Origin of the sequence: Pseudoalteromonas ostreae (genome assembly GCF_018069805.1) — a bacterium.
Taxonomy (GTDB): domain Bacteria; phylum Pseudomonadota; class Gammaproteobacteria; order Enterobacterales; family Alteromonadaceae; genus Pseudoalteromonas; species Pseudoalteromonas ostreae.
Genome location: NZ_JAGPYN010000024.1, coordinates 48,766 through 65,798, shown reverse-complemented (window position 1 = coordinate 65,798; position 17,033 = coordinate 48,766). Strand labels below are relative to the sequence as shown.

At 39.6% G+C, this 17,033-nt stretch carries 18 protein-coding genes; all 18 read right to left on the bottom strand.

Features of this window, described 5'->3' with window-relative positions; all coding sequences use genetic code 11:
* Positions 1 to 287: 287 nt before the first annotated feature.
* Positions 288 to 878: a DUF1240 domain-containing protein gene (locus tag J7338_RS16985; protein WP_210798136.1), complete on the bottom strand. Its 591-nt coding sequence runs from the start codon at positions 876 to 878 to the stop codon at positions 288 to 290.
* Positions 879 to 979: 101 nt separating this feature from the next.
* Complete coding sequence (locus J7338_RS16980; protein WP_210798135.1) at positions 980 to 1,570, bottom strand: hypothetical protein; 591 nt, start codon at positions 1,568 to 1,570, stop codon at positions 980 to 982.
* A complete protein-coding gene (locus J7338_RS16975; protein WP_228733018.1) occupies positions 1,570 to 2,421 on the bottom strand; it encodes a hypothetical protein in 852 nt (283 codons plus the stop codon). The genes J7338_RS16980 and J7338_RS16975 overlap by 1 nt, the downstream gene beginning before the upstream one ends.
* 203 nt (positions 2,422 to 2,624) lie before the next feature.
* Complete coding sequence (gene glmU / locus J7338_RS16970) at positions 2,625 to 3,983, bottom strand: bifunctional UDP-N-acetylglucosamine diphosphorylase/glucosamine-1-phosphate N-acetyltransferase GlmU (protein WP_210798134.1); 1,359 nt, start codon at positions 3,981 to 3,983, stop codon at positions 2,625 to 2,627.
* A gap of 318 nt (positions 3,984 to 4,301) precedes the next feature.
* Positions 4,302 to 4,724 carry a F0F1 ATP synthase subunit epsilon gene (locus tag J7338_RS16965; protein WP_210798133.1) on the bottom strand — a complete coding sequence of 141 codons (423 nt, stop codon included), beginning with the start codon at positions 4,722 to 4,724 and terminating at the stop codon, positions 4,302 to 4,304.
* Between the two features lie 13 nt (positions 4,725 to 4,737).
* Positions 4,738 to 6,123 carry a F0F1 ATP synthase subunit beta gene (atpD, locus tag J7338_RS16960; RefSeq protein ID WP_210798132.1) on the bottom strand — a complete coding sequence of 462 codons (1,386 nt, stop codon included), beginning with the start codon at positions 6,121 to 6,123 and terminating at the stop codon, positions 4,738 to 4,740.
* 33 nt (positions 6,124 to 6,156) lie between these two features.
* Positions 6,157 to 7,017 carry a F0F1 ATP synthase subunit gamma gene (atpG, locus tag J7338_RS16955; RefSeq protein ID WP_145241683.1) on the bottom strand — a complete coding sequence of 287 codons (861 nt, stop codon included), beginning with the start codon at positions 7,015 to 7,017 and terminating at the stop codon, positions 6,157 to 6,159.
* Between the two features lie 60 nt (positions 7,018 to 7,077).
* The gene (gene atpA / locus J7338_RS16950) at positions 7,078 to 8,619 is read right to left on the bottom strand and encodes a F0F1 ATP synthase subunit alpha (RefSeq protein WP_145241685.1); all 1,542 of its coding nucleotides are present in this window, start codon (positions 8,617 to 8,619) and stop codon (positions 7,078 to 7,080) included.
* A 14-nt stretch (positions 8,620 to 8,633) separates the two neighbouring features.
* Positions 8,634 to 9,167 (bottom strand): F0F1 ATP synthase subunit delta, encoded by a 534-nt coding sequence (gene atpH / locus J7338_RS16945; RefSeq protein ID WP_210798131.1) that lies wholly within the window; start codon positions 9,165 to 9,167, stop codon positions 8,634 to 8,636.
* A gap of 15 nt (positions 9,168 to 9,182) precedes the next feature.
* Complete coding sequence (gene atpF / locus J7338_RS16940; RefSeq protein ID WP_210798130.1) at positions 9,183 to 9,653, bottom strand: F0F1 ATP synthase subunit B; 471 nt, start codon at positions 9,651 to 9,653, stop codon at positions 9,183 to 9,185.
* Positions 9,654 to 9,705: 52 nt separating this feature from the next.
* Positions 9,706 to 9,939: a F0F1 ATP synthase subunit C gene (gene atpE, locus J7338_RS16935; protein ID WP_009838908.1), complete on the bottom strand. Its 234-nt coding sequence runs from the start codon at positions 9,937 to 9,939 to the stop codon at positions 9,706 to 9,708.
* A gap of 68 nt (positions 9,940 to 10,007) precedes the next feature.
* Entirely contained in the window at positions 10,008 to 10,850 is an 843-nt protein-coding gene (atpB, locus tag J7338_RS16930; protein ID WP_145241691.1) for a F0F1 ATP synthase subunit A, read from the bottom strand.
* A 15-nt stretch (positions 10,851 to 10,865) separates the two neighbouring features.
* Positions 10,866 to 11,246, bottom strand: a complete 381-nt coding sequence (locus J7338_RS16925; protein ID WP_210798129.1) for an ATP synthase subunit I — start codon at positions 11,244 to 11,246, stop codon at positions 10,866 to 10,868.
* A gap of 142 nt (positions 11,247 to 11,388) precedes the next feature.
* Positions 11,389 to 12,306, bottom strand: a complete 918-nt coding sequence (locus J7338_RS16920; protein WP_210798128.1) for a ParB/RepB/Spo0J family partition protein — start codon at positions 12,304 to 12,306, stop codon at positions 11,389 to 11,391.
* A gap of 17 nt (positions 12,307 to 12,323) precedes the next feature.
* Positions 12,324 to 13,109: a ParA family protein gene (locus tag J7338_RS16915; protein ID WP_145241697.1), complete on the bottom strand. Its 786-nt coding sequence runs from the start codon at positions 13,107 to 13,109 to the stop codon at positions 12,324 to 12,326.
* Positions 13,110 to 13,123: 14 nt separating this feature from the next.
* Positions 13,124 to 13,744 carry a 16S rRNA (guanine(527)-N(7))-methyltransferase RsmG gene (gene rsmG, locus J7338_RS16910; RefSeq protein WP_210798127.1) on the bottom strand — a complete coding sequence of 207 codons (621 nt, stop codon included), beginning with the start codon at positions 13,742 to 13,744 and terminating at the stop codon, positions 13,124 to 13,126.
* 15 nt (positions 13,745 to 13,759) lie between these two features.
* Entirely contained in the window at positions 13,760 to 15,649 is a 1,890-nt protein-coding gene (gene mnmG / locus J7338_RS16905; RefSeq protein ID WP_210798126.1) for a tRNA uridine-5-carboxymethylaminomethyl(34) synthesis enzyme MnmG, read from the bottom strand.
* Between the two features lie 428 nt (positions 15,650 to 16,077).
* Positions 16,078 to 16,527, bottom strand: coding sequence for an FMN-binding protein MioC (gene mioC / locus J7338_RS16900; protein WP_182718516.1), 450 nt, complete (start codon positions 16,525 to 16,527; stop codon positions 16,078 to 16,080).
* Between the last annotated feature and the right edge of the window lie 506 nt (positions 16,528 to 17,033).

The following is a 17,033-nucleotide window of genomic DNA, read 5'->3' as shown; positions in this document are numbered from 1 at the left end:
TAGTTTCTTTTAAAAGATTTAAAAGCTAAGTTTCACTCGACTAACTTACCGTTTGTTCAGCACTTTTCATTGCTGCCTGCAGGGTCAGTGGATGCGCATTATAGGGATATTCTGGAGAGGGTCAATGCTTTATTTCAGTTTTATTAAATTAATTTCAATTTAGTACAATAACCATACAAACAAAGGGATACAGAGGTAACTTTGAGCAAAAGATAGTCATTAACTTAAAATATCAGCAGAGAAAGAACTTAAAGCGCCCTATAGTCTTTACTAATTTTGATTTTATTTTAACGATTATACTCTGTTCTAGTTTCTTGTATAAAAGCTTTAAGCTCAGACAGCGTTGGCTCAACCCCTTTTTCATTATGCATTTCAAACCAATCATAGATATCACTAATGATTACAGAACCATCTTGTAAGCATAACTCATCATTTTTTAACCATACATCAGGAGCACGAACTGAAGCGCCGGTGTACCAATTGCAATAAATATAGCCTTTGCTCTTTAAATTAGCTTCTACAGCTAGATTGGTCGGGATTGATAGAATTAAAAAAGCAATTAAGCCTACAACTGCACTTTTAAATGCATTAATTAAAGTTAACTCTATATCAAACCCCATAAAGCGTTGTAAAGTCGATAAAAACGTTAAAAATAAGCAAGGGAATAATAAAAAAGATAGAAGTATAGAGGCTTGCTCTTTTATAAAAAATTGAGGCTGGCTAACTAAAAATATAGTTTCCACTTCGGAAAAAAAGTTTAAGGCTATTTTATAGCACAGTCCTCCACTAACAATTAACAAGAAAAAAATAGATGCAATTTCTTTCATATTTGTAAGAGATAACTTTTTCTCTGCTTTTTTCCACTCTAAAAATTTCACTAGTAATTAGGCCTAGCTTTATTAAAAATAGGGATTTCAAAAATTTTTATTTTAAAGTTACCAAACGCATTACCTAACTATTAGATCTACGCTACTGCACTTTATCTACCAAGCTCCATTCTTGTCTTTTTAATAAAAGCCTCTAATTCATTTAGCGTTGGCTCAACACCTTTTTCATTATGCATTTCAAACCAATCAGCTACATCACTAATAATTACAGAACCATCTTGCAAGCATAGTTCATCATTTTTTAACCAAACATCGGGGCCTCGAAAAGAAGGGCTTGTATACCAGTAACAAAAACTATATCCCTTATTTTTTAAATTAAACTCAATGATAAAATTGCTAACAATTATTAATAAAAAACATAAAGGTATACAATAGAGCATAACTTTTACCATCAACCTCAGTGTACCTTCATTTTTATAGTTCAAAAGCTTCTGTAGAGCACCTATAGTCATCAAGCTTGTAAATGGAAGAAGAAAAATAATACCTGTAATAATTCCACTTTCCCTCACATAACTTTTTGACCCATCATAAAATACAAACTCCTTTAAGCCATAATAAAACGCATATACAATCAAAATAGATAAAAAGAAAAATGCAATAACGCCAATAGCTATACATATTCTCTCTTCCACAGTGTGATCTGTAAATTTTTTATCCGCTTTTTTCCAATGTAATAAAGACATTATTTGTAACTCTTACTTTTTCCAAATTCAAAGGAGGGTATTCCAAAAAGTGAATGTAAAAATCCCGCTGGGTCTTTTTGATAATTATTATCAATTACTTTTATCTGTTGATTTATTTTGATAAGCCCATTAACTATATCGTCTTCTATTTTTCTTAATTCACCTGCAATCGCTTCCACCAACGAATCTGTAGAGAAAAATAACGTTAAACCTGTAAAAGCAAAACCAACTGCGACAACAATCACTAGTGGTATAGTTGCGGAAGCAATTACCACTGTACCAAAAACAGCCGTTGCTATTTTAGTTGCAACAAATGTCGTCGCAATAGCCGCTCCAACTACTGCCATATCTACAGCAATACCCGCAACTAAGTCATGCCATGTTTTTTGATCATTTAAAACCTGGTCGATTGCATGAAATGTCACTGAAATAATTAAACTAATAACGAAGCCGGTTTTCATCGCTTTGGCTGCTTCGAGCTTACCCACTCCTATAGTGAACAGCTTAGGGTTACTAGCCAAATAACGGGTACCTGTAAGGTGAGCGCGTATTCCAGGGTAAGAATCTATTATGATCGCGGGTGAGCCATTATAAATTTTTATTTTAAACTTACCGAAAACATTACCTTGGCGCTGCATTACAGCCGCTATTATGGCTAATGACTTCATATCATCAAATAAAGGGTAAAGACCTGCGCCTGTTTTTAAAGGATCTTTTATTCGCTCCCAAATATTCGATGCTGAGTTATGCTGTGCTAATACACCATCAATCCAGTCAACCGCTTCAGAACGAGATTTACCTTGTTTCATCTTTACAGAAATAATGTAATCAACAAACTCTGCTGAATTCATTAGTAATAGAGTATGGTTGTTACCAGCAAGAAGCGTTTTTATTTGGTGTTAGCGTTGTCTTTGTGCAATTGCACGACGAGCATGAGCAGACATAGTAAATCCTTATTGTCTATTGTTAATCCATTAATTAGTCATTCTAGCGGCTTTAAAAATTATGGCAATAAAAGCGAGCTAATAAAACTCGCTTTTAGGTACTTATAATATTACTTTTTAACTGGGCGCTTCCAGCCATCTAAGTTGCGTTGCTTTGAACGCGCGATTGCTAGTTGTTCATCTTCAACAGTGCTGGTGATCACCGAGCCTGCACCAATTGTAGCTGTTGCCCCAATATTTACTGGTGCTACTAATGATGAATTAGAGCCAATAAATGAATTATCACCTATGATGGTTTTGGCTTTATTTACGCCATCATAGTTACAGGTAATAGTACCGGCACCAATATTTACTTTTTCGCCAATTTCCGCATCACCTAAGTAAGAAAGATGATTTGCTTTAGAGCCTTTGCCTAAACGGGTTTTTTTCATCTCAACAAAGTTACCAATGTGCGAGTCTTCTTCCATAATCGCACCTGGGCGCAAGCGAGCATAAGGACCTAAAGTACACTTATCGGCAACGCTTGCATCTTCAATTAAGGTATTGGCTTTAATAATTACGTTATCGCCAATAGTACAATTTTTAAGTACACAGTTAGGGCCCACTTCAACGTTATTACCAAGGGTAACTTTACCTTCAAAAATAACGTTTACATCAATCAACACATCTTCACCGGTTGTTACTTCACCACGAACATCAATGCGTGCAGGGTCAGCAAGAGTCGCCCCATTTAACATTAACTCTTCTGCTTGCCATACTTGATAAGCACGCTCTAGGCCTGCAAGTTGTACGCGGTTATTTGCACCTTCAACTTCCATTGGGTGATCTGGTTGTGCAGAGCTAATTTCAACGCCTTCACTATGCGCCATTGCGACTATATCAGTGAGGTAGTATTCACCTTGCGCGTTTTCGTTAGATAAGTTGCCTAACCAGCTTTTCAGCAGTTTACCGTTTACAGCCATAATGCCAGTGTTTACTTCGTTAATAAGTAATTGCTCTGCGCTTGCATCTTTTTGCTCAACAATACCCACTAGCTTGCCATCAACACGTAACATACGGCCATAACCATTAGGGTTAGCTAAATTAACAGTAAGCACGGCTAAGCCGTTTTTAGGTGTAGCAGCCAATAAACGCTCAAGGGTTGATTGCTTTGTCAGTGGTACGTCACCGTATAAAACCAGTACGGTGTCGTCGTCATTTATATGTGGGTTAGCTTGTGCCACTGCGTGACCTGTGCCTAGTTGCTCAGCTTGCAGCACCCAGTTTACGTTATTATCGGCTAATTGTTGTTGTAATAGTTCGCCGCCGTGACCATAAACGAGGTTAGTAGAAGTTGCGCCTAGGGCGTTGGCATTATTGATAACGTGTTGCACCATAGGTTTACCGGCAACTTTATGCAGTACCTTAGGAAGAGCAGAGCGCATACGAGTACCTTTACCCGCAGCAAGAATCACTGTAGTCAGAGACATTAAAACAATTTCCTTCTTTCTTTGTTTTATTGAAATGAGTAAGCGTGTATAAATTCAACCAAGATTACGTAAGTCACATCATGTGCACATACTCAGCGTGTAAACTAACACCGCACACTGAATCTAAGCTGAAATCACAACTTGCTTTGTATTAGTTATATTGTAACGGGGATCGATGAAGGATATAAGTAAAAATAATGATAAAGCGCTGTAAAAGTAGAGTTTAGAAAAATGATATTGTTCCAATAAAATAATAATGCAATATATTACAGAAACAAAAAAGCCCACATAAAGTGGGCTTTTAAAAACCAGATAGGCTTACTTTTTACGTAATTGCTGAATAACGCGTAGCTGTGCAATTGCTTCTGCAAGTTGTACTGCTGCTTGTTGATAATCTAATTCAGCGGCTGAAGAATTCGCCATTTGCGCTTCAGCTTCACGTTTAGCTGCTTCTGTTGCTTGTTCGTCAAGGTCTTCACCACGAACCGCTACATCGGCCAAAATAATCACTATGTTTGGTTGCACTTCTAGAGTGCCACCAGCAACATACATTACTTCTTCCTGACCAAATTGCTTTACTAAACGTACCATACCAGGTTTAAGGGCAGTCAATAGTGGCGCATGTCCTGGGTTTACACCTAGTTCACCTTCACTACCGCTTACTTGAATCGATTCAACCAGACCAGAGAATAACTTCTGCTCTGCGCTTACTACGTCAAGATGTACAGTCATAGCTGCCATACTACCCTCCTAATTACATGTTTTTGGCTTTTTCTTGAGCTTCTTCGATAGAGCCAACCATGTAGAACGCTTGCTCTGGCATATCATCAAATTCACCGTTTAAGATGCCTTTGAAGCCAGCAATTGTGTCTTTAAGTGACACGTATTTACCCGGTGATCCTGTGAAAACCTCTGCCACGAAGAATGGCTGAGATAGGAAACGTTGGATTTTACGTGCACGAGATACAAGTTGCTTATCTTCGTCAGAAAGCTCGTCCATACCTAGGATTGCAATGATGTCTTTAAGTTCTTTATAACGCTGAAGAACTGTTTGAACGCCACGTGCTGTATCGTAGTGCTCTTGACCAATTACTAATGGATCAAGTTGACGTGAAGATGAATCAAGTGGGTCTACCGCTGGGTAGATACCAAGTGACGCGATATCACGCGAAAGTACTACTGTTGCATCTAAGTGAGCAAACGTTGTTGCTGGAGATGGATCCGTTAAATCATCCGCAGGTACGTATACCGCTTGGATTGAAGTGATTGAACCTGTCTTAGTAGATGCGATACGCTCTTGAAGTACACCCATTTCTTCAGCAAGTGTAGGCTGGTAACCTACCGCTGATGGCATACGACCAAGAAGTGCAGATACTTCTGTACCAGCAAGTGTGTAACGGTAGATGTTATCTACAAAGAAAAGTACGTCGCGACCTTCGTCACGGAACTTTTCAGCCATAGTAAGACCTGTTAACGCTACGCGTAAACGGTTACCTGGAGGCTCGTTCATCTGACCATATACAAGCGATACTTTATCAAGTACGTTTGAATCGTTCATTTCATGGTAGAAATCGTTACCCTCACGAGTACGCTCACCAACACCGGCGAATACTGAGTAGCCGCTGTGCTCGATTGCGATGTTACGAATAAGTTCCATCATGTTTACGGTTTTACCAACACCGGCACCACCGAATAAACCAACTTTACCACCTTTAGCGAATGGACATACAAGGTCGATTACCTTGATACCAGTTTCTAAAAGTTCTACTGAACTTGATTGCTCTTCGTATGAAGGCGCTGCACGGTGAATAGACATACGGTCTTCTTCGCCGATTGGACCAGCTTCATCGATTGGCTCACCAAGTACGTTCATGATACGACCAAGCGTTGCTTTACCAACTGGAACTTGAATCGCTTCACCTGTGTTTGATACTGCTGCACCACGGCGTAAACCGTCAGTAGTACCTAGTGCGATAGTACGTACCACACCGCCACCTAGCTGTTGTTGAACTTCTAGAGTCAAACCAGCTAAATCGCCATCTGTTATTTTTAACGCGTCATATACGGCTGGCACGCTGTCTTGTGAAAATTCAATATCCACAACGGCGCCGATAATTTGGACGACCTTACCTAAACTCATGTCTATTCCTCTCGTTAATCTTTGCCCGAAGCATTAAACTGCTGCTGAACCAGAACAAATCTCACTAATTTCTTGTGTGATTGCCGCTTGGCGAGCCTTGTTATAAACAAGCTGTAACTCATCCATAAGGTCGCCAGCGTTATCAGTTGCAGCTTTCATTGCAACCATACGGGCGGCCTGTTCAGAGGCAGCATTTTCAACTACACCTTGGTATACTTGAGATTCCACAAAACGAACCATTAATGTATCCAAAATTGCTTTTGGATCTGGTTCGTAAATGTAATCCCAACGGTGTGCAAGTTCTTTGCTTTCGTCTTTTGGCAAAGGCAACAACTGATCGATTGTTGGCTCTTGCTTCATGGTATTTACAAACTTGTTGTAAACCACATACAAGCGGTCTAATTTGCCTTCATTGAATGCTTCTAGCATTACTTTTACCGGACCAATTACGTCGGTAATAGAAGGCGCATCGCCTAACCCTGATTTTTTGGCAAGTACTGTTCCACCAAAACGGTTAAAGAAAGTGCCGGCTTTTGAGCCCATAACTGCGAAATCTGCAGAAACACCTTTTTCTTTCCACGCTTTGATATCTAAAGATACTTTCTTAAACTCATTAGAGTTTAAGCCACCACATAAACCACGGTCGGTAGAAATGACGATATAACCAACGCGCTTGACCTCACGCTCTTCCATATATGGATGGCGATATTCAAGGTTAGCATTAGCAACATGACCGATCACTTTGCGTAAATTTTCAGCGTACGGACGGCTTGAAGCCACTCGTTCCTGTGCCTTTTTCATTTTAGACGCAGCAACCATTTCCATAGCGCTAGTGATCTTTTGAGTATTTTTAATACTACCGATCTTGCTTTTAATCTCTTTTCCGCTGGCCATGACTCTTTCTCCGAATCAAGGTGTGCTTTAGCAAACTAAAGCGCACCATTTATAACTAAATTACCAAGTTTGCGTAGATTTAAACTTCTCTAGAAGTTCTTTAAGCTGCGCTTCGATCTCGGCATTGTAGTTACCAGTTTCATTGATTTGAGCCATAAGCTCTGCGTATGTGCTGTTTGCATAAGAAAGTAACCCAGCTTCGAAATCCATGATTTTAACGATTTCGATATCTTGAAGGTAACCTTTCTCTGCTGCAAATAACGACAAAGACATTTCAGCAACAGACATTGGCGCGTACTGTTTCTGCTTCATTAGCTCTGTTACACGCTCACCATGCTCAAGTTGAGCACGAGTTGCATCATCAAGGTCAGACGCGAACTGCGAGAACGCAGCTAATTCACGATACTGAGCTAGGGCTAGACGAATACCGCCACCTAGTTTCTTAACGATTTTAGTTTGTGCAGCACCACCAACACGCGATACCGAGATACCAGCATTTACTGCCGGACGGATACCTGAGTTGAATAAGTCAGTTTCTAAGAAGATCTGACCATCGGTGATAGAGATAACGTTAGTCGGTACGAACGCAGAAACGTCGCCGCCTTGAGTTTCAATGATTGGCAATGCCGTCAATGAACCTGTTTTACCTTTCACTTCACCATTGGTGAACTTTTCAACGTACTCAGCGTTTACACGCGATGCACGCTCAAGAAGACGAGAGTGAAGATAGAATACGTCACCTGGGTATGCTTCACGACCTGGTGGACGCTTAAGTAGCAATGAGATTTGACGGTAAGCAACTGCTTGCTTAGATAAATCATCATATACGATTAATGCGTTTTCACCACGGTCACGGAAGTATTCACCCATAGTACAGCCCGCGAACGGTGCTAAGTACTGAAGTGCCGCAGACTCAGAAGCAGATGCAACAACTACGATAGTGTTTGCTAATGCACCGTGCTCTTCTAATTTACGTACTACGTTAGCAATAGTAGATGCTTTTTGACCAATCGCTACGTACACACACTTAACGCCTGTGTCTTTTTGATTGATGATTGCATCGATTGCTAGTGCAGTTTTACCTGTTTGGCGGTCACCGATCACAAGTTCACGTTGACCACGACCCACTGGGATCATCGCATCGATAGATTTATAACCAGTTTGTACTGGCTCATCTACTGATTTACGTTCGATTACACCCGGTGCAATTTTTTCTACAGGTTCAAAACCGTCGTTATCTAAAGCGCCTTTACCGTCGATAGGTGCACCTAGTGTGTTTACAACACGACCAAGTAAACCAGCACCAACAGGAACTTCTAAGATACGACCAGTTGTGTATACTTTTACGCCTTCTGTAAGGTCAGCGTATGGACCCATTACTACTGCACCAATTGAGTCACGCTCAAGGTTTAGTGCGATAGCATAACGGTTGCCTGGAAGCTCAATCATTTCACCTTGCATACAGTCAGCAAGACCGTGGATGCGAATGATACCGTCAGTAACAGATACAATTGTACCTTCGTTACGAGCTTCACTTACAACTTCGAACTTCTCAATACGTTGTTTGATCAGATCAGAAATTTCAGTGGAATTAAGTTGCATGCTCTTCTTCCCAATTACGATTGTAGTGTAGTGGCTAAACGGTTTAATTTACCGCGAACAGTGCCGTCGATTACTGTGTCTCCTGCCTTAATCATAAGGCCACCAACAAGTGATTCGTCAACACTACAATTCAGCTTAACTTTGCGTGCGAAACGTTTTTCAAGTGCCGCTACCAGTGTTTCTTGCTGCGTTGCAGCAAGGATTGTTGCAGAGGTGATGTCAACATCAATCTCTTTATCGTAATCTGCTTTAAAAGCAGAGAACAATTGTGCAACAGCTGGTAGGGCGGTCAAACGTCCATTTTCAGCCATCACCTTTACAAGGTTTTGACCGTATTCGTTGAGTTGCTCTGCACAAACAGAAATAACAATTTCTGATTGCTTATCAGCAGAGGCGCTTCCAGTTAGGAATTGAGCGACTTGTTCATTTTTCGCCACTTCTGAAGCAAAAAACAACATATCATTCCAACTCTCAACTACGCCTTTTTCAACGGCAAATTCAAAGGCCGCTTTAGCGTATGGGCGAGCGATTGTAGTCAATTCAGACATGCTCAGACCCTCCTATTAAAGCTCAGCTACAAGTTTTTCAACAATGTCGCTGTGCGCGGCTTCATTGATTTCGCGCTCTAGAATCTTCTGTGCGCCGATAACCGCTAAAGTAGCAACTTGCTTACGCAGCTCTTCTTTAACACGGTTACGCTCGGCTTCAATTTCAGAATGACCTTGAGCAATGATGTTTTCGCGCTCGTCGTGACCACGAGATGTCTCTTCGTCTACGATTTGCGTTGCACGCTTCTTAGCTTGCTCGATGATTTCAGCAGCTTGTGATTTAGCATCTTTAAGTTCTGCAGTTGCTTTTTTACGAGCAAGTTCAAGATCTTTTTCAGCTTTATCAGAGGCCGCTAAACCATCTTCAATTTTTTTCTGGCGAGCTTCAATAGCACCGTTAAGTGGTGGCCACACAAACTTCATGCAGAACCAAACAAAAACGATAAATGCTATTAATTCGCCGAGTAGAGTAAGGTTTAAACTCACAACCACTCCTCCTTAGTCAATAGTTGATCGCGGATAAAGTATTTTTTCAATATTAAAGTGCGAACAACATGTATAGACCAATACCTACACCGATCATTGCGATAGCATCGATAAGACCCGCTACGATGAACATTTTAACTTGTAGTTGTGGTGCAAGCTCAGGTTGACGAGCAGCAGACTCAAGGAATTTACCACCTAAGTTACCAAAACCGATAGCAGTACCTAAAGCACCAAAACCGATAAGTAACGCTACAGCGATATATTTAAGACCTAGTACGATTTCCATTTTTTTCTCCGATTAATTTTCAAAGTTTAAAGTTTAAGTAAAAAAATCTTTATTGAACTGACGCCTGATTAATGATCAGTTGACGCCATGCTCAGGTATACAATTGTTAGCATCATGAAGATGAATGCTTGCAATACGATTACGAGAATGTGGAACACAGCCCATACGAAGTGCAGTGGTAATTGGAATAAGCCAATCGCTGCAATCAGAATGAAGATCAATTCACCTGCGTATAAGTTACCAAATAAACGTAGTGCCAATGAAATTGGCTTAGCAAACAAGGTTACTAGCTCTAGTAACAAGTTTACTGGAATAAATAGTGCTTGAACCACTGGGTTCTTAACGTTAAATGGTTGTAATGTAAGTTCTTTAACAAAACCCATAACGCCTTTAACGCGAATCGAATAAAAGATGATAAGTGCGAATACACCTAAACCCATTGCTAACGTTAAGTTAAGATCGGTTGTAGGTACCACTTTCATATAAGTATGCGATTGACCGCTTGAAATAACATCCCAAGACTCACCACTAATCAATGCCGCAGCAGTTGGTAGGAAATCAACAGGTATTAAATCCATTAAGTTCATCAAGAATACCCAGACAAAAATTGTCAGAGCAAGAGGGGCAATTAGTTTACTTTTACCGTGAAAGGTATCTTTCACGTTAGAGTCAACGAATTCTACGACCATCTCGATAAAGCACTGAAATTTACCAGGAACACCAAGCGTTGCTTTATTCGCAGCGCGCTTAAAAATCCATAGAAAGATCAATCCTAAACCGATAGACCATGCGAGGGTATCGACATTAAGTACCATCCACCAATTGTTAGGGTCGTCGGATAGACGCACCTGACCGTTGGTTAGGTGGTGCTTGATGTAACCCGTTAGAGTTAGCTCTTCACCTGCAGCCATGTTATATCCCAAAAGTTAATGATTAAAAAAAACTGGCGCGAACAATCCAACGAACATCACTAATATAAAACTGCAAAAAAATGGCAAAAAGATTACCGGATACAGTTTAAATATCAGCGTAAACAAAAAGATTGTTAGCAAAAATTTTAATCCGTTGCCGCGTTTAAACGAGGCAAACACTTGTTTTGCTTTACTAGCACCCATATAACGGAATGCATAGATAACAAATACAAAATTAGGGAGCGCCGCTACAGTGCCTCCAGCGATAGCTGAAAGGCCGGCATCTACTCCCCAACCAACAAAAATGATTACAGCAGCAACTAATGCTACAACACCCTGAAGACATATTAATTTTAATGCGGCAAGCCGATATGGCCTCGCTAACTTATTTGTCACGTTTAGTTAACCTTAGTGGCAATCTAATTGTCAGGGCATGAAAACTGGCGAAATTATACTGATTCCTACCAGTTTTGCAACTTGAGTCGGTGTATTGTGGTGCAAATTTGCGACGAATGTCTCTTTTTGGACATGATATTTATTAATGCTCGGAATTCTCTGCATTTATACGGCTTAAAATTCCATCTAACTCTGCTAAGTTAGTATATGAAATAACTAAGTTTCCTTTGCCTTTTTTGTTGTAGTTAATTTCAACTTTAGCACCCAAGTTTTCGGCTAATTGTTGTTCTAACTGCTTGACATCTGGATCTTTTTCGAAAATTTCTTTTTTAGGGACAGGTTCAATAATTGAACGAACTAATTTTTCTGTTTCGCGTACAGTTAAAGCCTTTGCTACAGCCAGTCGAGCAGCATCAGATTGTGCTTCACCTTCAAGGGCTAATAAACAACGCGCATGACCCATTTCAATATCGCCATGTTCCAACAATATTTTAACATCATCATTAAGGTTATTTAGTCGTAATAAATTAGTTACCGTGGTGCGTGATTTGCCTACGGCATCTGCCACTTGTTGGTGAGTTAATTCAAACTCAGTTAACAAACGGTGCAATGCAACCGCTTCTTCCATGGCATTTAGATCTTCGCGTTGAATATTTTCAATCAATGCGATGGCCACAGCAGCTTCATCAGGCACATCTTTAATGATACATGGTACTACGTCTAGCTTAGCTATTTGTGCAGCACGCCAGCGACGTTCACCAGCTATAATCTCATAACTGTTTTCTGCTACTGGACGAACTACAATGGGCTGAATAATCCCTTGCGATCGAATTGAGCTTGCTAGCTCTTCAAGCGCTTCTTCGGACATGTCTTTACGTGGCTGATATTTACCTGAGTGTAAAAATTCAATCGGTAGCTTTTGCAGTTCACTACTGGTTGGCTGAACAATTACATCCTGCTCACTCACGTTGGGTTGTTCAGTGCGGGCACTCGGTGCTGGTTTTGACGAGCTTAATAAAGCATCGAGTCCTCGGCCTAAACCGCGTTTTTTAGCAGACATGTTCTTTTTACCTCAAGTTAGGCGACGATTGGGGATATTTTTTCTTTTCTGCGTAACATTTCACCGGCAAGTGCTAAATACGCTTTAGCGCCACTTGATGCCCGGTCATAATACATTGCGGGTGCACCAAAACTCGGCGCTTCAGCTAAACGTACATTACGTGGGATCACGGTGCGGTATACTTTATCGCCAAAATGTTGTTTAAGCTGCTCAGATACATCATTGGCCAAACGATTACGCGGATCGTACATAGTACGTAAAATCCCTTCAATCTGTAGTTTCGGATTAACTAACTTGGCTAATTGCGTAATTGTGTCCATTAATGCGGTTAAGCCTTCAAGCGCATAATATTCACATTGCATAGGCACTAAAATTGAATCTGCTGCCGCCATTGCATTCACCGTAAGCATGTTCAGTGATGGTGGGCAGTCGATAAAAATAAATTCATATTGATCAGATATTTTTTCAAGGGCGTTACGTAGTCGTACTTCTCGAGCATAAAGCTCCATCAGTTTAACTTCGGCGGCGGTAACATCACCATTAGCGGCAATTAAATGATATTCACCAGAGGTTTCTTTAGTAACAACTTCTTCAATTGGTTTATCTTCGATTAATAAATCATAAATTGTTGCCACATCGCCGTATTTGTCTACACCGCTGCCCATGGTTGCATTGCCTTGCGGATCGAGATCAATAAGCAACACTTTACGTTTAGTTGCAGCCATTGATGCCGCGAGATTAACTGCTGTGGTGGTTTTACCCACACCACCTTTTTGGTTTGCTATTGCGATGACTTTTGCCACAGTATCTCTGATCCCTAGTCTTTAGAAAGAATAATTAAATGTCTTTGCGCATCTAATTTTGGTACTTCCAAGGTGATTTTTTGCTCGAACTTAACACCTGCTGGTAAAGATTCTAGTTCTTCACTTGGAAATACGCCTTTTAAGGCAATAAACTTACCTGAATGATCAATCAAGTGCGAACACCAGTCAACCATATCTTGTAAAGATGCAAAAGCACGACTTAATACACCATCTAATTTAACACTTGGTTGATAATCTTCAACTCTAGACTGCACCGGGGTTACATTTTTCAAACCTAGCTCATGTTTTACCTGCATTAAAAAACGCACGCGTTTACCTAAACTATCTAATAAAATAAATTGTGTCTCAGGTAATGCAATAGCTAATACGATACCCGGAAGACCAGGACCCGTACCAACATCAATATAATGATGACCGGGTAGGTGAGGTGCAACAACTAAGCTATCCATAATATGCTTAATCATCATATCCTCAGGTAAACGTACGGAGGTCAAATTATAAGCTTTGTTCCATTTATTGAGTAACTCAACATAGTGAACCAATTGTTGCTGTTGTTTTTCAGTTAGCGCAATATCAGTTTGCGCTAACAAAGTAGTTAATTGTTGCTGTAACACAGTATTCCTTAATGACTACGCAATTTTACGTAGTAAGCCTTGCTTCTTCAGATAAACTAATAATAGCGAAATAGCAGCAGGCGTGATACCTGAAATACGTGATGCTTGACCGATTGTATCAGGACGCGCCTCAGTTAATTTAGCAACCACTTCATTTGATAGACCCGATACGATCGAGTAATCATAATCTTTAGGCAAAATAGTTAACTCATGACGAAGTTGCTTATTGATCTCTTCTTGCTGACGAGCAATATAACCTGCGTACTTAGTGTGGATCTCAACTTGCTCTAACGCTGTTGCATGATCAAACTCAGATCCTAATCCTTCGATCGCCATTAGATCGTTATAACGGATCTCAGGGCGACGTAATAATTCTTCTAAACTTGCTTCTCGGGTTAATGGTGTTTTAAGTAAGCTATTAACTTGATCAATTACAGCGTGATCTTTATGGATCCAAGTTTCTTTGATCCGTTGAGATTCTTTTGCAATGATATCCATTTTTTCATTAAATGCTTGCCAGCGTTCATCGTTAACTAAACCAAGTTCACGACCTTTTGCTGTTAAACGAATATCAGCGTTGTCTTCACGTAGTAACAAACGGAATTCAGCACGACTAGTAAACATACGGTACGGTTCTTTGGTACCTAGTGTAGTTAAATCGTCGATTAATACACCTACATAAGCTTCATCACGGCGTGGTGTCCAAGGCTCTTTACCTTGCACTTGCAATGCTGCATTCATACCGGCAATTAAGCCTTGTGCACCGGCTTCTTCATAGCCTGTAGTGCCATTGATCTGTCCAGCAAAGAACAAACCATCAATAAATTTGGTCTCTAATGATTTCTTTAAATCGCGTGGATCAAAAAAGTCGTACTCGATAGCATAGCCTGGACGGCAAATATGTGCATTTTCAAAGCCAGTGATTGATTGCACAATCTCTAATTGCACATCAAATGGCAAACTAGTTGAAATACCATTTGGATAAAGCTCATAAGATGTTAGGCCTTCAGGCTCAACAAAAATTTGATGTTTGTCTTTATCTGCAAAGCGAACAATTTTATCTTCAATAGAAGGACAGTAACGTGGACCAATCCCTTCAATAACACCTGAGTACATAGGTGAACGATGTAAATTATTGCGGATCACATCATGAGTTTTTTCATTGGTGTATGTGATGAAGCAAGAAATTTGTTGTGGATGATCTAACTGCTTACCCATAAATGAAAACACCGGTGTTATAGCATCACCAGGTTGTTGTTCCATTTTACTAAAATCAACTGTACGGGCATCAATACGTGGTGGCGTTCCAGTTTTTAAGCGATCAACACGAAATGGTAATTCACGTAAACGATTTGCTAATGCAATTGAAGGTGGATCACCAGCGCGACCACCTTTAAAGTTTTCTAAGCCAATGTGAATTTGGCCACCAAGGAAAGTGCCTACGGTTAATACCACAGAAGGTGCGCTAAAACGCAGTCCCATTTGAGTAACAACACCTGTTACTTTATTATTTTCAACAATCAGATCATCACATGATTGCTGAAAGATCTTCAGGTTATCTTGGTGTTGTAAAATATCTTGAATAGCAGCTTTATATAAAGCGCGATCTGCTTGTGCACGAGTAGCTCTTACTGCAGGCCCCTTTGAAGAATTTAAAGTACGGAATTGAATACCGCCTTTATCAATTGCTTGGGCCATTGCACCACCTAGTGCATCAATTTCTTTAACCAAATGACCTTTGCCAATACCACCAATTGCTGGGTTACATGACATCTGACCAAGGGTATCCATATTGTGAGTCAGCAGTAGGGTATTCATACCCATACGTGCAGCAGCTAACGCAGCTTCTGTACCTGCATGTCCACCACCAACAACAATAACATCAAAATTTTCGTGAAAAATCATTTCGGGATCCTACTTAATCAACCAGCAAACTTTCAAGGGGGAGCGTATTCTACCTATAAATTTACAGAAGATAAATGATTAAACTGTGGCCAAGATCTAAGTAAATGATCTCTAATAATATAAAGGATCTTTTAAAGAGATCTTTTATTACTGTTACTACTACTGAGCATGATTTCTGTTGATAAGGTTTAGTTTACTTATTAAAACATAAAGTTAGATCGGATCTAAAGGTGTTAATATGATCGGATCTAACTGATTATAAGCTCTGATCAAAAAGGCTCTTTATGCACAGGGGGTATTGGATCAGATCTTATCCAATGGATAACATAGTCTTAAAACGCAGTTAGATCATAGCTTATCCACAATCTGATCTAAATACTCAGTAAATTGTGGGTAACTTTAAATTTGGATCTAAACTGTGATCTTAATTAAATACGGTTTATTTGCTCGATCCAGCTTGGTAACCAAGCTAATGCGGTGTCTTCTGGTAGTTCTTCATCAAGAATATTCAACTCTAAGCGCTCTGCTATACATTGCGCGCCTTTACTTACTAAAAGTTGTTCTAGATTACGGCCAGCGAGGTTATAGGTATCATAACTGGTGTCACCTAAGCCAATAACACTAAACTTTAATCCTTTTAAATCATTGACTTGATTAATATCTTCAACAAAGGATAAAAGGTTCTCAGGGTAATCACCAGCACCATAAGTAGAAGTACACAATAACCAGATAGTATTTTCTTGGTTTATCTGTGAAAAGTTAGGTTGATCATGAACTTCTGTAGTGATCCCTTGAGTAACTAACTGCTCTGCTAGTTGCTCACCTACATACTCAGCAGATCCCATTTGGCTGCCTATAATGATATTAACGGAGTTCATAATTCTATTTGATCACACAACTGCTTACTTATAGGCTTATGATAACTGAGTTTACTCAGCAGTAAAGCCTTGAATGGAAGTTTGTATAAGTATTTAAAGTACGATTTTTGATGTTTCTTATTTTTAATTCGTAATCATTTGATATATATAAATAAAATAAAGTATTCCAATATGTAATCTTCTGATCAAGCTGTTGATAAAAAGTGGGAAAGCTGGGTAGTAACAACATAAGATCTTATTTTTATTTTACTAAGCTATTGATTTTACGTTTTATGAGTGGTGAATTTTCGTTTCATTAAGAGTTTTAAAACGAGTGATCAGAATGTGGATAGCTCGCCTGTTGATAACGATCGTTTTGGCTATAAATTAATTTATGAAATGCCAAAAAATATTTCAAGTAGGGTGCTAAATAAGTAATTAATGGCAATTAAAGTTGATTTAGTGGGTTTATTGCTCGATTTATACTGTTTTAGCTAATAAATTGAGTACTTTTTATATGCCTCTCA